Below are 19619 nucleotides of genomic sequence, written 5' to 3'. Positions count from 1 at the left end.
ATATCCACCTCTCTTAAGTCATAGCTCTAAGGGCACCATCTCTATATTCATTAGGAGATATAATCATAGGTACATTGCCCATATCTATAATTGATGTTCCTCCTTCAAAACCACTAGGTTCCTTTGAGAATAACTGATTGTCATACATAGCTCCTTGACCTGCTATTTGTTTTACTATGACAACCTTTTTTGCATTTGGTCGAATTTTGTCAAAATATTCACGAACTTGAGTAGCATTTCTTCCGTCTTCCATTTTCAAAGACGTTCTTATTTCTTGTATAAAATCATCACAGGCTTTAAACGCTGCAAGTGGAAGTGTTCTTTCAAAAGGTAAACCTCCCTTAAGAGTTACATCCACATGGATTATATAATCTTCAACTGATGGAGTCCCATATCTACCAAACACCATTTGTTCACTCAAAATTCCTTCTGAAGAACCAAATTCATGCATTTGATTTCCATCTTCATCTGCACCAGTTAGCATTACATATACACCAGTTAAAGTATGTGTAATTCCCTCTCCCAATCTGCCTAAAACTTTGGTTGATATTGGTATAATGTCCATAATAGTATTAATTTCCCTGTCATAATCTCCAGGTTTTATAATATCTACTTTTATATCTGTTATTAAATCTTCTCTTGCTTTTATTTCATCTATACTTGATAAATCAATTGTAAGTACATCTTTCTTTATAGAAGTTTTTGAACCGAAATTAACTTCATTCATATGAAACGGTTTTATAACAAGTCTTCTCATTATTTTTTCTTCCATAATAGCCACCTTTGTTCTTAAAACCCCTCTCCTAATTATGTAGAAGAAGGGTTTTGTATTTTCAAATATAAATTACATTTTAAACGTGAGCTTTATATTCGTATGGTAATGGAACTATCTTACCAGCAGATGGTATAGCAACTAATTGCTCTAATGTATCTCTTAATATATGTGTTTGCATTTCTATGTTATGTGGTTCACCAGCATTAGCACCCATTGGAACTAATGGAGCAACTGCTCTAGGAGTTCCGTTTTGTCTAACTACTGGAGGAAGAGCTGCAATTATTATTGTAGGTATTCCAGCTTCCTCTATTGCTCTCTGCACGATCACGGCAGTTCTATGGCAAGTACCTCAGCCAGCTGTCATGACTACACCGTCTACTCCCTCTTCTTTAAGTTTAGCAGCGATAGCAGGACCAGTTTCTTCAGTGAAGACATGTTGGTTTCCTCCACCACCCATGAATGCATAGTGCATAGGAGCTACTGCTTTTATAAATCCTTCTGCAGCTAATTCATGTAATCTATCTATAGGGAACATACAGTTTATATCTTTATTTACATCTCCATTATCGTATCCACCATGTGATACCATCATTTCATCAACTGTAGCTGTGTTAGGTACAGCTCTAAAAGTAGTATCTCCTGCTAGATTAAATCTCTTGTCAGATTTTAAGTGAACACCAGCTGCTGTAGCTAAAGCTATAGTCATATCTTTTAATTCTTTAGTTACAGGAGTCCAAACTGGAGGAGGTGTTATTGGAACAAATATTTCAGATTGAAGTCCTTGTACTGTTGTAAGGCTCATATATTTCCTCTCCCTTCTATTTTCAAACGATTAATTATTATTATTTTTCTTCTTCTTGCTTCTTTTTAGCTTGCATTTCTGCTTGCTTTTCTTTTTCTCTCCTAATATTTTCTACATACTCATGATTAGGCTCTGGACTTAATACCTCAGGATAGCTTAGCATGAATCCAACCTCTTGACCTATCTTAAGTTCGTAGTCAGTTATAAGCATTCTATTAGGTATTTTAAATTGTCCAAGTCTACCTTTTAGGTCTATAGTTACTCCACCACCCATGATTTCGACTATAACACCCTCATAAAAAGTCTCTGATGAGATATATTTTAATCTATCCATTATAATTCTACCTCTCTATACTTATTTTAAACTTGGATCTAAATTTATATTTTTATCTAAATCTTAGTTATTATCTAAATTTTAGTTTTCGTCTTTTTCGTATATTTCTCTTCTCTTCTTACTCATTGGTAAAGATTGCTCATTATCTTCTAATACTATTTTTTCTCCTGTAGCTTTTTCTATAGCCTCTATGTTATTTAACTTAACATTTGGATTCCATTTTCTTTCAGGAGCTTTAACTTCTACACCTGCAATAGCATTTTTAAGCATAGCCATAATTCTTACAGCTTCTTCTGGAGCTAATGTATTGTTTGATAATATTTCATTCTCTATACCTTGCTTAGACTTGTTATTGTCTACCATGTGAGTCATGTATTTATTACCAACAACTAGAGCACCTTGAACTGCTGAATAAGTTACACCAACTACTGGTATACCTCTCATACCTATTTGCTCTATGTGAGATGCGAAATCTATATGGTTGTTTCCGAAACCTTCAGTAGTTACTACAGCTCCATCAACTTCCATAGCTTCAACTAACATACCTAATCTCTTAGATACATAGAATTTCTCAGCATTTACTTGTGGAGAACCAACAAATACAACACCTACTAAATCTATTTCTTCATCTTGCATAGCTCTTATTACTAATGGCTCTCTCCAGTAATGTCTTGACATTTCTTTTGATGCAGGTCCTATACAAGTTAATGCATGGATACCACCATCTAATACTTCAAGTGGAGATAATACAACTGGCATGTTTCCTAAGTCAACGTTTGGTTGAGCTCCTAATGTACCAACTGGTTCAACTGGTAATATTAAGTTATCATGCATTGCACCTTGTCCCATTATTTCTTTTATAACAACAACTTTCTTTTTACCTTCTCTTCTGTATTGCTCGATTACTTCTTCATCTACTACTAAAGAGTTGTCAACTTTCTTTAAAGCTTCTCTTATCTCTTGAGTTATATAATCAAAAGCACGGTGAGCAGCTAAAGGTCCTGGTCTCTCCATGTTAGTTCCAGCTTTTATTGTTACTTGACCTTTGATGAATATTTCACCTTTGTCAGCAGCACCTGGTCTACCCCACATTATAGTAGTGTTTAATTCACCTTCTGAAGAACCGAATTCACCTATTTGAACTCCATTTTCATCTGTACCAGTTAATACCATTATAGCTCCATCTATAACTCTTGTTATACCTGAACCTAATTCGCCTTCTTCTTTAGTAGCGATTGGTTGTATATCTAATACAGCCTCACTGTAAGTTTCATACTTATCAGGAGTTATTATTTCTAATTTAACATCAACAACTAATTCTTGAGTGTCATTAGCTTCCTTACATATTTCTGCTGCATTTCTGATGTATAAAGTAGTTCCTTCTATTTTAGTTTCATCAGCAAATTCAACTTTGTCTATTTTAAAGTGTTTTTTAGTTAAGCTTCTTAACAGTTTCTTTTCTTCAGCTTTTGGAGCTACTTCTGCTACTGCACCTGCTACTGGAGCAGCAACGTTTGCTACTGGAGCAACAACTCCCGCTTGACCAGCTACTGATAAAGGTATTTCTAAGCTTATATCTTTACCTTCACCTATGTGTATTTTAACTGTTTCACCTAAAACTCCTGTGCTTACTGGCACTACTGCTTCTAAAGCTGCTGGAGCTTCTTCTACTACTGTTTCTTCTACTACTTCTTTAGCTTCTCCTGCTTTGTATCCTTCTACATTTTCTGTAGTCATTGGAGATAGAGCATCTAAAGTTTCTTTTAACTTAGCTCCTAGTACTTGACCTATAGTTAATCCATTTTCTGGTATTGTTAATAATCCAGAATCCTCTAAGTCTGCAAATATTGCTGGATCTTCTAAGTTTTCTGGTGCTATTATTGTTCCCGCTTCAAATCTACAACAACATACTGCTGGGTCATTTGCATGGGCTTGAGCTGTTTCTAAAGTTATTGACATAGTATAAAATACCTCCTTACATTATTTTCTTATTTATTATTTTAAATCTCGATTCCTCAACAGGTAACCCCTTAACTGAGGAATCAAGTAAATTAAAACCGGCTTTAATAGTTATATTTTGACTATTATTTTTGTGGTACTACTCCCATTTGAGCAGCTATTGTCAAAGGTATTTCTAAGTTTATATCTTTACCTTCTTTTATGTGTATTTTTATTACTTGACCTGTTGTAGCTTGAACTGTGGCACCTTGAGTTGGTGTTACTTGAGCTACTGGAGCTTCTACTTCTTTAGCAGATTCTTCAGCATCTGTTTCTGCTACTTTATATCCTTCTACATTATCTGTAGTCATTGGAGATAATGCATCTAAAGTTTTTGTTAATTTAGCTCCTAATACTTGACCAACTGTTAAGTGATTTTCTGGAATAACTAATAATCCTGAATCTTCTAAATCTCCAAATATTGCTGGGTCTTCTAAATTTTCTGGTGCTATTATTGTTCCTTCTTCAAATCTACAGCAGCATACTGCTGGGTCATTTGCATGGGCTTGAGCTGTTTCTAAAGTTATTGACATAATAAAATGCCTCCTTCATTTGATTTTAATTTATATTGATGCCCTAACACTCTCAATAATTAACATATTTACTGTTCCCTACTAACAGCCCTAAGTGTTAAGACCTTTTAACTTACATAAATCATCATAATTAATACTATTTTTTTCTCATTTGAAGTCACTTTATATATAAGCAATTCCTATGCCAACTTATTAACAAAAAGATATTTTCTATAGCACAACCTTACTCTATCGCTATTTTTAGCCAAATGTTATATAAATATTTATTTACAATCCCTTGTTTTTTATGTTTGGAAACATTTTCTCAAAACAAAAAAAGTGTCAATTAATCAACACTTTTTTATTTTTTTTAACACACTCACATATATCATACTACTCCAAGCATTGATTTTGCTTGATTTGAAATTAAAGATTATTATTTTGTCAAAATTTAGTCATGTGTCATATTTTAGACACATTTATTTTATACTGATCTATCTTATAATATAACGTTGTTCTTGGTATGTTTAATATTTTAGCAGCTTTAGCTTTATTTCCATTAGACATTTTAAGTGCCTTTGTTATATTTTTTACTTCAATCTTTTGAGTAGCTTTCGTCAAATCTAGAGGATATTCTTCTTCCTCCGTATTGTTATTTCTAGAATCCATCATATAGCTTGGTACATCATCTACTTCTATTCTAGGATTTTGGGATAAGACAACAATATTTTCGATTGTGTTTTTCAATTCTCTTATATTCCCTTTCCATCTATAATTTTGAAATATATCAATTACATCTTTACTTATTGTAAGAACAGGCTTATTATTTTGTTTGCATATTTCTTCCAAGAAACTATGCACTAATAATCCTATATCTTCTTTTCGCTCTCTAAGAGGTGGTATTTTTATTTCCACAACATTTAATCTATAATATAAATCTTCTCTAAATTTTTCTGCTTTTACCATTTTTTCTAAATCTTTATTAGTAGCTGATATTATTCTAGGATTTATTTTTATTGTAGTATCTCCACCAACTCTTCTTATTTCTTTTTCTTGCAATACTCTAAGCAATTTAGCTTGCATACTAAGAGGTAAATCTGCGATTTCATCTAAAAATACTGTCCCATCCTTCGCAAGTTCAAATATACCTATTCTACCTTTTTTACTTGCTCCAGTGAATGCTCCTGATTCATAACCAAAAAATTCGCTCTCAAATAATTCATTTGGTATAGCACTACAGTTAACAGGTATAAATTGACCTTTTCTCTCGCTATAATCGTGAATAGCTCTAGCAAATACTTCTTTACCTGTACCACTTTCGCCCCAAATGAATATACTACTGTTGGTTCTAGCTACTTGTTTTGCAACCGCTTTCGATTTTTCCAATTTATAACTTTTACCTAAAATCTTGTCAAAGCTACCTTTAGATAAATTTTTTACTTCATCTTTTAAATATTTTAATGTATCATTTACTTTCTCAAGTTCAAGAGCTAATATCTTAGCTTCTGTAACATCTACTTCAGTACATACAACACCAATAAATTCTTCTTTATAAAATATAGGATTTGCATGAACTAATGCATACATGTTTTCTTTTTTGTCAGTAAAATATAAATCACTCATACCGACTTTACTATTCAATACTTTTTCTGAAATAGTATTTTCCAAAAACTCGTTCATCGGTCGACCAACTATGTCTTCAGACTTTATATCATACCTTTCTTCCATAAAATTATTCCATAGAATTACAACACCTTCATTATTTATAGCACAAATTCCTTCTTTAATCTGGCCTATAATGTATTTTAAAGTTAATCCATAATCTTCTAAGTGCATGTATAAATAATCTCTAATATGCTCTTGTTTCAAGACACCAATGATTTTATTATCTCTAAGCACAGGAAGAATACCTATATTTTTTAATATCATTATATCTCTACACTCATCTAAGGTTAACCCTTCACTGACATATATAACATCTTTTTTCATTATAAGTTTTACTGGTTGGCCTTCATATTTCTTATGCATCTCATAAAGATTATGTATATCAGTCATAGATATAATGCCTTTTAATTCACTAGATGAATCTATTACCATTAGAGTTTTTGTATTACTTCTTATCATTTCTTTTATTGCGCTTTCTATTTTTGTGTCTTCGTCTATAGTTGTAAATTTTGTATCCATTACTTCTTCTACTTTTTTTACTTCTGGTATCGAAAACATAAAGTCCCCCCTTTATAGTAGTACCTCATCAAAACTTATTTATATATATTTATTCTAGCATATTATAATAATAATTTATTGAATAATTAATATTAAAATTTCTTAAGAGATTAATATCTAAATTTATATAATCACTAAAATTTGCATTTAATTTATATAAATAAAATCAAATGAATTATATACTTAGTGCATTACTTTTTCAATACTATTTTCACCTTCAAACCATTTTTCTATTCATAAAACAGTTAGTGTACACTTTAAAATAAGTTATACTTACGCAAAAAAAATGTCTCAAAACGATTTTTAAATCAATTTGAGACAATGTATTTTTAAACTTAATGATAAATAATAATCTAGATTAATTTTTTGCTCTTTTACATTGATACCCTAATCCACAAATTGCAATGATACCAATAAATACATATGACATTATTTGAGTTTCATCACTTGTTTTTGGTGATTTTACCACAGTATCATCTGTTGGTGGTACTGGTGGGTTTATCACAGTATCATCTGTTGGTTTTACTGATGTATCTACCACTTTATCACCTGTTGGTGGTACTGGTGGATTTACCACTGTATCATCTGTTGGTGGCACTGGTGGATTTATTACAGTATCATCTGTTGGTGGTACTGGTGGGTTTATCACAGTATCATCTGTTGGTGGTACTGGTGGGTTTATCACTGTGTCATCTGTTGGTGGTGATGGCTTATGTCCATTTGAGTCTCCTCCCCCTGATGGTGGTACTGGTGGATTTACAGTATCATCTGTTGGTGGCACCGGTGGATTTACATCTGAACCTCCATCTGTTGGTAAACCTATATTAAAGTTAACTTCTTCACCATTTTTTTGTTCTATTGTATAGCTCAATAAATTTTGTTTACTCATTGGTAATAAAGATGAATGGTCTTTCTCTCCAAAATCAAAAACTGACTTATAATATTGAATAGCTTTAGGGAAAATATAATCATAAGATACAGCAGAGATATTAGCCTTTACATCTGGCTTTTCAACACTTTTAAGTATAAATTTATGTTGTGTTGAAACTTCTACTTCACCTGTACCTATTATATTACCATCTTCATCATAAGCAGTTACTCCATCTGGCAATCTTAACTTAACTACACCACTATAACCCACTAAAGCTATAGCTTCTGTTTCATAAGTTCCATCTTCATTTTTATCAAATTTAATATCAGTTGAACCATTGCTTAGGCTAGGTTTTCCTGTATCATCTGGTTTTAACTCTTCACGACCTGCTTTTAACAATGCTTCCAAATAAGCTTTTGTATTTATTGCTTGTTCTTTACCTTTTTTATATTCAGCTTTTTCTTCTTCAGTCTTTGCACTTTCTATAAGTATATCATAAAAGTTTATACTTTTTTGGTATTGTTTAAGTTTCTCTTGTTCATCCACTTGTCCAAGTATAATCCATATTGCACTTTGAGTAGCTGAATGAACTATATAGTCATTTTCTTCTCCACCCAAATTAAATTGTTGTTTATATCCAAATCCATCAAATTCAGAACCTGCATATAGTATAGATTTAACTGCATCTTCATTTTGATTTTCTTGACCATTAAAATCTTCTGCTGGTAAATATGGACTCTTACCATTACTAGTTGGAGGTTTTAGATGATTATTATAACAAAAAGCAGTTTGTTCGCCATCTTCTCCATCTATTATATATTTGCCATCTTTATTACTACTTGCACCTATAAGACCCTTTACTATGTAATCAAAAGTTAGTGTCTTTGTAGTATCATCAAATCTTATATCATAATAAGGTCTATCTGAACCATCTTCTTTTAGTAAACATGTATTTTTTACTTTTGCTTTTTTATCATACCATAGATGTAAATTTTGATCTTGTGGAGTAAATATTTGTCTAATTTCTGATTGTTCATCTGTTTTTACAGAGTCTTCATCTTCCCAGAAATTATATACAATTTTATTTATTTGAGATAAAGTCATATCAAGAATTTTCTCAATATTTTGCTTTAAGTTCTCTTCCTCTACTACTAGTTCTTCTAAAGGTTGTTTTTCTTCTGGAGTTTGTCCTTCTAATGGCTTCTCTCCCTCTGGAGTCTGCTCTTCTGATGGCTTTTCTCCCTCTGGAGTTTGTCCTTCTGATGGTTGTTCCCCTTCTGGAGTTTGTCCTTCTGATGGTTGTTCTCCTTCTGGAGTTTGTCCTTCTGATGGTTGTTCCCCTTCTGGAGTTTGTCCCTCTGATGGTTGTTCTCCCTCTGGAGTTTGTCCTTCTGATGGTTGTTCCCCCTCTGGAGTTTGTCCTTCTGATGGTTGTTCTCCTTCTGGAGTTTGTCCTTCTGATGGCTGTTCTCCTTCTGGAGTTTGTCCTTCTGATGGCTTCTCCCCATCAAGTACTACATCTTTACCATTCATTTCAGCAGCATAAGATACTATTGGTGTAAATGTAGTAAATGCCATACTAAAAACGATGGCTAAACTAATTATACTTGATTTTTTAATTTTTACTTTCAAAATTCTCCTGATACTAAAAATATATATTGTATCTATACTAATATAATTCAAAATATTATATTCTTGTATAGATTTGATTCCACAATACATCTTTAGCGTGTTCAATTAGGGTCGTTAATCCTAACCAGTTCTCTAATGAACTTCTTAATATTTCTATTAAGCACAGACTATATCATTACCTAATAATTAGGTACTCCCCATTTCCCCACACTTGTAGGTACGAGATTTCTCTCTAGTCGTTGAAGTTTCTTCTTTTCGAAGCTTACCTGCTGATTATCCATTTTTAAGGCACTTAGGATTTAACCCTATGCTATCTAACTAATTTTTTCTACTTTCGTAACCGCCAAGTATCTAGCAAATAGACACTCTATCACACCTATCCTTATTTCATGATTATGTTGTGGTTTAGTTAGCTTTAGGAACTTCCAGCAATTAAAGGAGTTTTGGGCAGATATTCTACCACTCTACACTCTTTATGAATGTAGGGAGCTATTTCAAAAATATATTTTATATTTATTTATATTTACTATGATTTATGTACTTTATTATATCTGTTTATATATTTTTGATAATTAAAAGTTACTCCTATTTATATTTATAGCAGGTTGCACTACTAACTCCATATATCCCTTAAGTGCCCAAATTTAAGATATACTTCACAGTTTCTATAAATAGGTTTTTGTAATTTTTATTTTTTTAATGCTTTATTCAATGTTTTAATTTTCTAAGTGCACTTTTTATAACTGTTATTAAAATACAAACTAATATTTCAAAATAATTTTTCTAATATAAGACAAAAATTCGTTTCTATACTAAAAAAGATACCATGGAGTATCTTTAAATAACACAAAAACTTTTACTCTATTGGATAGTTGACTAAATTTAATTTATATATGTCAATACAAATCACATACTTGAGCTTTACTATTTTTGCCTGATATAATTTTAATAGCTATTGTCATTATTATACAATATAGATTAATTTTTGTCTATTTTTTCCATTTTATTTACATAGTTTATCAATTTAATTTGTATGTTACATCAAAAAACATCTTCAGAAGTAATTTTTAAGATTCACTTCTAAAGATGTTTTTATTATATGATTTTACATTAATTAATTATTTTATTTTTAATCTTACGTCACCTTTTATTCTTCTTATTAATGGGTGATTAACTGTTCTCATTACATGGTCAGTTATGTGATATACACCTAATTTTAATTTTGGTGCAGAACCCATTACTGTATTACTACAGTCAGTACAGTTACCTATTAATATAACTTCTGCTCCAGCTTTCTTAAATTCTATACATTTTTGAGCTTGTCCTGGACAGTGTCCTGGATTTTCACATTTTAATGCACCTTTGATTTCTTGAGCTTGTTTACATTTTTGAACTGATACTATATTAGTAACGCCCATTTTAGCTGCTATGTCTCTCATTCTTTCTTCGTTAGGTCCACATGCACAGACTAAAAGACCCATCTTTCTCTTTTCATTAACAAATGGCATAGTAACTATTATACCACCACTAGTTTTAGTTATTGGAGTATCTAAAGTAGTAGCTTTTCCTGTGAAAGGTCCTCCTAGGATTATTTCACCATATTCACCTTTTATTCCACCAGCTCTTTCAATTAATTCTCCAACAGTAGTTCCGATTGGCACATCTTCAAATACTATAGATTCTTTTCCACTGTTTAATTGACCAACTACAGTTATATTTTTAGATATAACTGGTCTTTTTTGCTCAACAGCTTCTACTATTCTAGTTAATGTTTCTACGTTTATTACTACTGCGTTAGCTTCTGAAGGTAATTGAGTTGGCTCAAGTAATTTTCCTAGAACATCTCTTACTATAGCTCTCTCTTCTCCCATTGGGTACATATCAACTAGTTCAGCAACTTCTATATTATCTCCTGGTTTTATTACTTTTTTGAATGCTGCTATTGCTTCTGGATGTTTGCTTTTTATTGCTAGCATACCTTTTCCAGCATTAGTAACTTCCATAGCATATTTTATACCTTTGTAAACTATTTCTGGATTTTCTTCTATTTCTTTTATGTTATGAGCTAATAAAGGTTCACATTCAGCTGCATTTGCTAATATTGTTCCACCTTTTAAATCTATGTTTAATTTTATATGAGTAGGGAATCCTGCTCCACCCATTCCTACAACTCCAGCTTCTTTAATTAAGTCAAGTATACTTTCTCCTTTTAATGGTTCAAAAGTATCATCTTGTGCTTCATCAGCTTCAATTACTATAGCTTGGTCATTTATTTCACTTATTTTTCCACTAACACTGGCATAAATATTTGCTCCTAATCCAGCTGGTTCTGCGATTAGAGTTCCTTTTTTTACTACATCTCCAACACTTACTACTGGCTTATCTGGACCACCAACGTGTTGTTTTAATAAAATAGAATATAGTTTGTTCAACTAGTACGCCCCCTTAAATATATTAATTTTTTTTATAAGCTGTTCAAATAATATTAATCTTGTTTTTCTATTACAAGACTTTAACATATTGTTTATTTCTATAGAACATATCGCTTATTATCAAAGCAATTTCTATGCCAACTTTTAAACAAAGTTATACCCTTTGAAAATACTATCTTTCAGCCTTTGCAATTCAATTTAATCATTTAAACCCAATAAAAAAAAGTCAATTATTAGACGCTTTTTTTACTGATTTAATCTATAATTATTGATATTACATACATACATAAAAAAGTGTCAAAAAATAGACACCGTCTTTTTATCGACACTTTTCTAACATCTACTATACAATTTTCCACAACACTGCTAAAAATATACATTTTTTGATTATTAATTTTTTGTTTTTTGTACTCCATTAGAATCAACTATGTAATTATCTTTATATAATAAATCAGATATTTTTACTAAGCTATATCCATCTTTTTTAAGTCGATTTATTATGGTGTCTAAATAGTTATCTACATCATTTATATTAGCATGAAATAAAACTATTGAACCAGGCTGAGCTTCTTTTATTACTTTTTCAATTACATGATTTGGGCCAAGCTCTTTCCAATCTATCGAATCTACATCCCACTTAATTACTTTATAACCTAAATCTCCACAAATGTCCATAGCTTTATTGTTTACATCTCCAAAAGGGGGTCTAAATAAATTGGTCTTTTTACCTGTTATATTAAATATTTTTTCTGATGTAGTTTCTATTTCTCCTGTTATATCCTCTTTTGATATCTCTTTTAAATTAGCATGAGTATTTGAATGATTTCCAATCTCATGTCCTTTTTCGTCTATAGCTTTAACAATTTCTTCATTATCATCCACCCAACTACCAACTAGAAAAAAAGTAGCTTTTATGTTATGTTTATCTAAAATTTTAAGAATATCATCCATGTTATCAGTCCCCCAAGCAACATCAAAACTTAGAGCTATCTTTTTCTCATTTGTATCAACTCTATATATAGGCATTTTTGAGTTATCAGATTTAGAGCACACATATTTTATCCCATAAACAAGAGCAAATATTAATACCAATAACAATGAAAAAAATAAAACACTATATATTAAAGCTTTAGTTTTCTTAACTTCTCTTTTCATACTATTCCCCCTTTTAAATAAATTCTTCTATATTTAAAATTTATTTTTTTTTAGCTCAAAAAAGTACTGTAATATTTAATTTATAGGACAACAAATAAAAAAATAAACTCTATATTAGGCGATTAAATTCTTTAAAACACTACTTTTTTTAATTTTTTTTATATTTTTTACATTTTTACCTTTATTTTTCTGTATATATTGTTTTTATTTTGGAGAAATTAGTATTAACATCACATAAATAAAAGTGTTGTTAGACATCATAAACTAATTATTTAAGGAGGAAATTTACTATGTCAAATTCAAACAGAACAGTAGTGCCAGAAGCAAAAGCTGCTTTAAATCAAATGAAATTAGAAATAGCTAACGAAATAGGTTTATCTAACTATGAAAACATAGATAAAGGTAACTTAACAGCTAGAGAAAATGGATATGTTGGTGGATACATGACTAAGAAATTAGTTGAAATGGCTGAAAGACAAATGGCTGGAAAATAGATAGTAAATTTTGACACCTGGGTATCAACAGGGCTGCCGATTGGTAGCCCTGTTTTCTTATCTTTATTTATAAAATTAATTTTATATAATTTGTTAAAGATTAATGATACTATATAAATTATTCTTTTAATTTTGTATAAATTAGTTTAATATATTATATATAGAAATAGTTTGACGGAGGATGATATTTATGTTTGAAAACTCATCTGAAGAATTAGCTTATCACAAACTTTTAATTTTGTATATATTGGAAAAAATTAAAATGGACTTAACTAATTCTCAAATAACTCAAGTAGTATTAGAGACTGAAATGATGAATTACTTTTCATTACAACAGCTTTTATCTCAGCTTATGGAATCTAAGTTTTTGACTACATATAAAGACTCTGACAGAGAATATTATGCTCTTACTCAAAGAGGCGTAGAAAGTCTAGAATACTTTTTTAATCGAATACCTACTAGTGTTACTGAAAAAATAGACAAGTATATAGATTCTAATAAAGAAAATTTACTAGCAGATACTCAAGTAAAATCTAGCTTCGTAAAACAAAGTGATAATGAATTTATTGTCAATCTTAGAGTCATAGAAAATCAATCTAACTTAATAGATTTAAATCTAAATGTTTCATCAGAGAAACAAGCAAAACTTATTTGTAACAATTGGAAAAACAATGCATCTTATATGTATGCTGAAGTTATCGACTTACTTATAAGAGACATACATTAAGGCCTACAAACAAACTATAGTTGTAGGCTCTTTTCCTACCTTGATTACTTTTATTAATTTGTTATTTGCAGTTTCATAGACTTTAACTGAGTTTTCTTGAGTATCCGATACAAATAATAACTTTTCATCTTTAGATATTTCTAATCCCTGAGGAATTCCATCTATCTCAATATTTCCAATATATTTACTTGTTGTATAATCCAAAATTCTTACATTATTATAACCCAAGTCAGCAACATAAACTTTTTTCCCACTATAATTAAACCTTATTTCTACTGGCAATAAGAATTCATATAATACCTTTTTTATATCCATACTTACTTCATCAACTATTACAAGCTTTCCATCAAGTGTTGATATATACATTTCTTTCTTTTGTTTATCAAGTGCTATATGCCATGCTCTAAAGTCCATATTGATTTTCTTTTGTATACTTTTATTTATTGTGTCTATACATACTATCGAATTTATACATGGTACATATAGCTTTTTACTCTCTCTGTCAAAATCAAATCCATGTGGCATATTGTCAACACCAATGATTCCTATTGGATTTAATGTGTTTTTATCCAATACATATATGCTATTTGAATCTTCATTTGCTACAAATAACTCATTATCACTAAGCATAACTTGACTAAGACTTCCTCCTATAGAAACAGTATCAATTATTTTATCATTATTTAAGTCTAAAACATATAGTATTCCATTGCTCGAACTAGGTATGTATATCAAATTTTTTTCCTTTTCTATGCAAAAATGATGTGGATATATATTATCCTCTAATACTATTTCTTTTTCTAGTTCAAGTGTAGAATAATCAACTATACTAATGCTCTTTGATAGGTAGTTAGAAATATAGATTTTCACATAACCCCTCCTCTCTACAATACATATACTACAATAATATATTATTTTATTAGCTTGTATTATGCTTTATAGTTGCATTATTATACATATATTTGGTATTATTATTGATGTTGACACAATGAAATAATAATTAATGGAGGTCTTTTTTATGAAAGTTACTTTTAACCCAAGTGGTGTTTGTTGTAGAGAAATGTTTTTTGAAGTTGATGAAAATAATGTGATTGTTGATGCTGAGTTTATAGGCGGATGTAATGGAAATTTATTAGGACTTAAGAGTTTAATAATTGGTCAAAATGCTCTTGAAATTGCTGATAAATTAAATGGTATTGATTGTGGTGGCAAAGGTACTTCTTGCCCAGACCAATTATCTAAAGCCATTCGCCAATCTATCTAGATATTACTAATATATAGTAATAAACTCATCTAAAAACTGATTTTATTAAAAAAGGAGTTGTCTATTATTTTAGCCAACTCCTCTTTATATATCTTTTATTTTTATCTATATATTTATTTCTATGTATTTATCTTATAAGATTATAATTTCTTTACCAAAGTTCTCACTGTGCCTATCATATATAAAGAACCTGCACTTATTATAATATCATCCTTGTTTGATGTTTCTAATGTATAATTAACTGCATCTTCTATTTCATGTTTTGATGTTACATCACTTACATATTTTAATATTTTTTCTTTTAATATATCTGAATTTATAGCTCTTGGATTATTAGGAGTTGTCGTCACTACCTTGCTAAATTTAGGCATTAGTATATCTAAAACACCATCAATATCTTTATCTTCCAACATGCCTATTAATAAAGTTAGTTTTTTATCTTTAAAATGTTTATCAAGTGCTTTTGCTAAAGATTTCGCTCCATCTTCGTTATGTGCTCCATCTATTATAAAGATTGGACTTTCTTTTATTTTTTCTATTCTTCCTGGCCATTTGGTAGTTATAAGACCTTTTCTTATAGATTCTTCACTTACATTATCTAATTTTTTTGTATCTTTTAGATATTCTAGTACACTCATTGCCAATATAGAATTATTTATTTGATGTTCACCTATCAACATTATTTCAAGATTCTTATAAGTTTCTCCCATTACATTACAATCATACACTTGAGAGTTTATGTTTGATTTTTTTATATTTATACTGTCAAAATTAACTTCTATGTATTTTGCATTTTTTTCTTTGCAAACCGACTTTATAACATCCTTTGCTTCATCAGTTTGGTTATATACAAGTACTATTCCATTTTCCTTTATTATACCAGCTTTTTCATATGCTATTTTTTCTATTGTATCTCCAAGTATTCCTGTATGGTCTAAACTTATAGATGTTATTACACTTACAAGTGATTTTGTTATTATATTTGTAGCATCGTATCTTCCACCTAATCCAACTTCTAAAGCTACAAAATCTACTTTTTGCTCTGAATAGTAATAAAATGCCATTGCAGTGACCACTTCAAATTCAGTTGGATATACATAACCTTGACTTACCATAACTTCTATCTTTTCTTTTATTAAACCAATTATCCTAGCGACATCTTCTTGTGGTATATTCTCTCCATTTACTCTTATACGCTCAGTAAAAGTTTCTAGATACGGAGATGTGTATAGGCCGACCTTATATCCACTTTCTCTTAGTATATTAGAAATAAAAGAACACACCGAACCTTTTCCATTAGTTCCAGCTACATGTATTATATTTAAAGTTTCTTGCGGATTTCCCAACAGTTCTAATAATTTCCCAATATTCTCTAAACCTAATCTTATACCAAACTTATTGGTTTGTGATATATATTCTAATGCTTCTTCATATTTCATTATCTAATTCCCCCTGTATTGGCATTTTATTTTATGTTATCTAATTATAGTATATTTTTCACTTTTAATCTACTGACAAAGAATACATATAATCTAACACCTTCTACATTAATATTTGGTTTATAAATTTTTATTTATCTTTTGTATTTGTATATCTTTCTACTAATTCAGTTAATGTATATATGGAAACTAAGTCATATTTTGATATATCCATATAATTAAATTTCAAATCAAATCTGTTCTCTAATTTTTCTAATAGATTAAAACAATTATCATAAACTAATCCTATCTCTTTATTAAAAAGGCTACATTGAAATAATTTTTCATTATCAGCCTCAGTATTTAAACAATCTCTAATAACATCAGCAACTTCCATAAGCAGAGCATTTTCCTTATCATATAAATCCACTTTAAAATCTGGAATCCTACTATAGTTGTCTAAATCACTACTACTCCAACAATTTTTAGTTGCTAGAGACTCAAGTTTTTTATTTAACGCAGATACTGTTATGTTTGGCTCTTCTGACAATATTTTAGCTATTTTCCCAGTAAACTTTGCAGCTACATAACTATTACATTTTGGCGGTAATTTGAAAGAATTATTTATATCACAACTTATATATGAATTACTATCCATAACACATTGAACATCATATTTTTTATTGTACCAAAAAGAATTCTCTATATCCAAAGTAGAAGCCCTTACACCTATAACATTGTTAAACATAGCTGGATAACTCAAGTCAAAGTTATTAGCTAAGGAACATACTATTATCTTTCCTTTTCTAAACAATTCATAGCAAACTTCAAATAAGCCTTTAACACTTTCTACACCTATAACTGATAAACTTAAGCTAATCAGTCTTATATTAGTATCCAAAAGGTATTTTAATGCCTCTTCAAGAACTTTTATATTTGCAATACTATCTTTACCTAAAACTTTTATCACAAATAGCTCTACATCTTCATACTCCTTTTTTATTATTGATGCACAAGCAGTTCCATGACCATCTTCATCATCAAATTTGTCTGATATAAAGATATAGTCATGTATACATTCAAAAGCAATTCCTCCAACTAAGTTATCTTTTAAGTAATCATGTTCTTTATCTATTCCTGTATCTAATACTGCAACCTTAACTTTATTATTCATATCACATATATTCTCCATTACTAAAAGTTTTTAATATATCTACATTAATAGTTCATCTTAAACTTTAATTTAAGTGGCACAATTTATCTTTTAAATGCTCTATTTGTTGCTAAAAACATAAAATAAGTACACTATATACTTAATTTATATTAATTATATCAATTATTGTCATTAAATTGTTAAATATTACGATAAAATTTTTAGATTTATATCACAATTTAGAATTATTTGTAAAAAGGGGACTGCCTTTTTTATTAGACAATCCCCTTGTATATTTTATTGTTCATTATTCACAATTAATTATTAATTATATTTCATATTTTGTAATTTAAATATTATATATCTTAATTTTATTTATCTAGGGGAATAATTATCTTTATATGTTGTACAACCCATTTAAGCACTATTCTAAAAATTAATATCAGTAAGTAATATTAAAAAGTAATATTAAAAACTAGATTTTGTTAGTATCTAAAAAATCCAATCAAATGAAATTTCTCTTGCATGTTAAATAATACCATATACCTATACATTATATCATATTTCAATAAATAAATTGCATAAAAGGAAATCTTTTAATAGAATTAAACTATTTATTAAATCATTACCATAAGTTCTACAGACTATAAGTGAATTTTTTGATACTTACATACTATCATCTTAATCATTGATATAACTAGCTAAAATAGCTATAATAAAATGAAACAATTATTTATAGAATTTTATAAATATTCATTATTTTTAAGGGGTGATTGTATTTGAAAAAAGACGTGTCGAAAAGAGAAATCTTAAAAGAAAGCTTTCTAGCATCAATCCCAATATTTCTAGGATATATTCCCTTAGGACTTATTTGTGGTATTATGCTTCAAAAAGCAGGTCTACCAGCCTTCTATATATTGTTTATGTCATTTATAGTATTTGCTGGTAGCTCACAATTTGTAGCTGCTTCTATGCTCGCTTCAAACGGAAGTATTACTTCAATAATTTTAACTACATTTATATTAAATCTGCGCAACTTTCTAATGAGCTCCAACTTACATATGCACATAAAAAATAAGAACATGAAATTTTTAATGTATTTTTGTCATGGTGTTACAGATGAAACATTTGCTATAAACTTAGAAAAATATACTTATGGAAATTGGACTGATACACATGCTTTATACTTAAATAACCTTTGTATAATAGTATGGGCTGTAAGTTGCTTCGTGGGTGCATTTCTTGGAGAGATTGTTCATATAAGCGATTCTGTTGCTGGCTTTCTACTGACAGCTATGTTCATTACTCTAATAGTTAATCAAATTAAAAATAAAATATATGTACTTGTTTCTATACTTTCTATATTATTATCAGTGGTTTTATATACTTTCTTTAAGAATAGTTTAGTTATTATAATAGCATCTATTTTATCTGCTTTATTTGGTTTTTATATTCAGAAATTAACACATAGAAAGGAAGGCAACTATGAATAATAATTACATAATTATCGTTATCTTAGGCATGGCAATTGTTACTTATATTCCAAGAATTTTACCTATGATAATATTCTCAAAAAATGATATGCCTGAATCTATTAAAGATGTCATGAAATTTATACCTATTGCTATACTTAGTTCACTAATAGCAAAAGATATTTTCTTTAGCGGAGATAATCTATACCTTTCATTTACTAATCCTAAGATTATTTCAGGCATAATAGTACTATTAGTAGCTTATAAGTTTAAATCTATTGCAGTATCAATAGCTGTAGGTGCAATATCCATATTTTTATTTGGAATTATATTATAATTTATAATACTATATACAAC

16 protein-coding genes, 1 pseudogene and 1 riboswitch are annotated in these 19619 nt (G+C 29.5%); of the genes and pseudogenes, 5 read left to right on the top strand and 12 right to left on the bottom strand.

Going from position 1 to position 19619, the window contains the following annotated elements; translation table 11 throughout:
• Positions 1-13: 13 nt before the first annotated feature.
• The 9 genes and pseudogenes from prdD to KGF50_RS04485 form a co-directional block, all read right to left on the bottom strand.
• Entirely contained in the window at positions 14-772 is a 759-nt protein-coding gene (gene prdD / locus KGF50_RS22300; RefSeq protein WP_255287823.1) for a proline reductase cluster protein PrdD, read from the bottom strand.
• Positions 773-851: 79 nt separating this feature from the next.
• On the bottom strand, positions 852-1577 hold the full coding sequence (prdB, locus tag KGF50_RS04520; protein WP_079739805.1) for a D-proline reductase (dithiol) protein PrdB: 726 nt from the start codon (positions 1575-1577) through the stop codon (positions 852-854).
• A 40-nt stretch (positions 1578-1617) separates the two neighbouring features.
• Positions 1618-1911, bottom strand: a complete 294-nt coding sequence (locus tag KGF50_RS04515) for a CBO2463/CBO2479 domain-containing protein (protein WP_227433709.1) — start codon at positions 1909-1911, stop codon at positions 1618-1620.
• 81 nt (positions 1912-1992) lie between these two features.
• Entirely contained in the window at positions 1993-3870 is a 1878-nt protein-coding gene (prdA, locus tag KGF50_RS04510) for a D-proline reductase (dithiol) proprotein PrdA (protein WP_227846988.1), read from the bottom strand.
• Positions 3871-4180: 310 nt separating this feature from the next.
• Positions 4181-4442, bottom strand: a pseudogene (locus tag KGF50_RS22525) (D-proline reductase (dithiol) proprotein PrdA); the annotation flags it as partial.
• Positions 4443-4883: 441 nt separating this feature from the next.
• Positions 4884-6644 (bottom strand): sigma-54 dependent transcriptional regulator PrdR, encoded by a 1761-nt coding sequence (gene prdR, locus KGF50_RS04500; protein WP_227846986.1) that lies wholly within the window; start codon positions 6642-6644, stop codon positions 4884-4886.
• 358 nt (positions 6645-7002) lie between these two features.
• Positions 7003-9147: a Cys-Gln thioester bond-forming surface protein gene (locus tag KGF50_RS04495; protein ID WP_227846985.1), complete on the bottom strand. Its 2145-nt coding sequence runs from the start codon at positions 9145-9147 to the stop codon at positions 7003-7005.
• A gap of 590 nt (positions 9148-9737) precedes the next feature.
• A riboswitch (cyclic di-GMP riboswitch) is annotated at positions 9738-9823 on the bottom strand.
• 442 nt (positions 9824-10265) lie between these two features.
• On the bottom strand, positions 10266-11579 hold the full coding sequence (gene prdC, locus KGF50_RS04490) for a proline reductase-associated electron transfer protein PrdC (RefSeq protein ID WP_227846984.1): 1314 nt from the start codon (positions 11577-11579) through the stop codon (positions 10266-10268).
• 390 nt (positions 11580-11969) lie between these two features.
• Positions 11970-12734 carry a polysaccharide deacetylase family protein gene (locus KGF50_RS04485; protein ID WP_227846983.1) on the bottom strand — a complete coding sequence of 255 codons (765 nt, stop codon included), beginning with the start codon at positions 12732-12734 and terminating at the stop codon, positions 11970-11972.
• 290 nt (positions 12735-13024) lie between these two features.
• Between KGF50_RS04485 and KGF50_RS04480 the strand changes: the two genes are divergently transcribed.
• Together KGF50_RS04480 and KGF50_RS04475 are read left to right on the top strand one after the other, a co-directional pair.
• A complete protein-coding gene (locus tag KGF50_RS04480) occupies positions 13025-13228 on the top strand; it encodes an alpha/beta-type small acid-soluble spore protein (protein WP_003422115.1) in 204 nt (67 codons plus the stop codon).
• Positions 13229-13418: 190 nt separating this feature from the next.
• Positions 13419-13955 carry a DUF4364 family protein gene (locus KGF50_RS04475; RefSeq protein WP_009891708.1) on the top strand — a complete coding sequence of 179 codons (537 nt, stop codon included), beginning with the start codon at positions 13419-13421 and terminating at the stop codon, positions 13953-13955.
• A 3-nt stretch (positions 13956-13958) separates the two neighbouring features.
• Here KGF50_RS04475 and KGF50_RS04470 read toward each other — a convergent pair whose 3' ends face one another.
• Positions 13959-14825: a YncE family protein gene (locus KGF50_RS04470; RefSeq protein WP_227846982.1), complete on the bottom strand. Its 867-nt coding sequence runs from the start codon at positions 14823-14825 to the stop codon at positions 13959-13961.
• Positions 14826-14973: 148 nt separating this feature from the next.
• Here KGF50_RS04470 and KGF50_RS04465 point away from each other — a divergent pair, with 148 nt between their 5' ends.
• A complete protein-coding gene (locus tag KGF50_RS04465) occupies positions 14974-15219 on the top strand; it encodes a TIGR03905 family TSCPD domain-containing protein (protein ID WP_227433701.1) in 246 nt (81 codons plus the stop codon).
• Positions 15220-15359: 140 nt separating this feature from the next.
• On the opposite strand, the gene KGF50_RS04460 is transcribed toward KGF50_RS04465, so the two are convergent.
• Both KGF50_RS04460 and KGF50_RS04455 read right to left on the bottom strand, forming a co-directional pair.
• A complete protein-coding gene (locus KGF50_RS04460) occupies positions 15360-16658 on the bottom strand; it encodes a bifunctional folylpolyglutamate synthase/dihydrofolate synthase (protein ID WP_227846981.1) in 1299 nt (432 codons plus the stop codon).
• Between the two features lie 130 nt (positions 16659-16788).
• Positions 16789-17811 carry a S8 family peptidase gene (locus KGF50_RS04455; protein WP_227846980.1) on the bottom strand — a complete coding sequence of 341 codons (1023 nt, stop codon included), beginning with the start codon at positions 17809-17811 and terminating at the stop codon, positions 16789-16791.
• A gap of 758 nt (positions 17812-18569) precedes the next feature.
• Between KGF50_RS04455 and KGF50_RS04450 the strand changes: the two genes are divergently transcribed.
• On the top strand, positions 18570-19283 hold the full coding sequence (locus KGF50_RS04450) for an AzlC family ABC transporter permease (RefSeq protein ID WP_227846979.1): 714 nt from the start codon (positions 18570-18572) through the stop codon (positions 19281-19283).
• A complete protein-coding gene (locus KGF50_RS04445) occupies positions 19276-19599 on the top strand; it encodes an AzlD domain-containing protein (protein WP_227846978.1) in 324 nt (107 codons plus the stop codon). The genes KGF50_RS04450 and KGF50_RS04445 overlap by 8 nt, the downstream gene beginning before the upstream one ends.
• Positions 19600-19619 lie beyond the last annotated feature (20 nt).

Origin of the sequence: Clostridioides sp. ZZV15-6598 (genome assembly GCF_020657705.1) — a bacterium.
GTDB classification, from domain to species: domain Bacteria; phylum Bacillota; class Clostridia; order Peptostreptococcales; family Peptostreptococcaceae; genus Clostridioides; species Clostridioides difficile_F.
Note: the sequence above shows the minus strand (reverse complement) of the source record. Positions and strands in the feature narration are given on the sequence as shown.

What these genes read in the sequence shown, in the direction of transcription:
- prdD (WP_255287823.1), bottom strand. Translation starts at nt 772, where the DNA reads ATGGAAGAAAAAATAATGAGAAGACTTGTTATAAAACCGTTTCATATG.
- KGF50_RS04515 (WP_227433709.1), bottom strand. Translation starts at nt 1,911, where the DNA reads ATGGATAGATTAAAATATATCTCATCAGAGACTTTTTATGAGGGTGTT.
- prdA (WP_227846988.1), bottom strand. Translation starts at nt 3,870, where the DNA reads ATGTCAATAACTTTAGAAACAGCTCAAGCCCATGCAAATGACCCAGCA.
- prdR (WP_227846986.1), bottom strand. Translation starts at nt 6,644, where the DNA reads ATGTTTTCGATACCAGAAGTAAAAAAAGTAGAAGAAGTAATGGATACA.
- KGF50_RS04485 (WP_227846983.1), bottom strand. Translation starts at nt 12,734, where the DNA reads ATGAAAAGAGAAGTTAAGAAAACTAAAGCTTTAATATATAGTGTTTTA.
- KGF50_RS04480 (WP_003422115.1), top strand. Translation starts at nt 13,025, where the DNA reads ATGTCAAATTCAAACAGAACAGTAGTGCCAGAAGCAAAAGCTGCTTTA.
- KGF50_RS04475 (WP_009891708.1), top strand. Translation starts at nt 13,419, where the DNA reads ATGTTTGAAAACTCATCTGAAGAATTAGCTTATCACAAACTTTTAATT.
- KGF50_RS04465 (WP_227433701.1), top strand. Translation starts at nt 14,974, where the DNA reads ATGAAAGTTACTTTTAACCCAAGTGGTGTTTGTTGTAGAGAAATGTTT.
- KGF50_RS04460 (WP_227846981.1), bottom strand. Translation starts at nt 16,658, where the DNA reads ATGAAATATGAAGAAGCATTAGAATATATATCACAAACCAATAAGTTT.
- KGF50_RS04455 (WP_227846980.1), bottom strand. Translation starts at nt 17,811, where the DNA reads ATGAATAATAAAGTTAAGGTTGCAGTATTAGATACAGGAATAGATAAA.
- KGF50_RS04445 (WP_227846978.1), top strand. Translation starts at nt 19,276, where the DNA reads ATGAATAATAATTACATAATTATCGTTATCTTAGGCATGGCAATTGTT.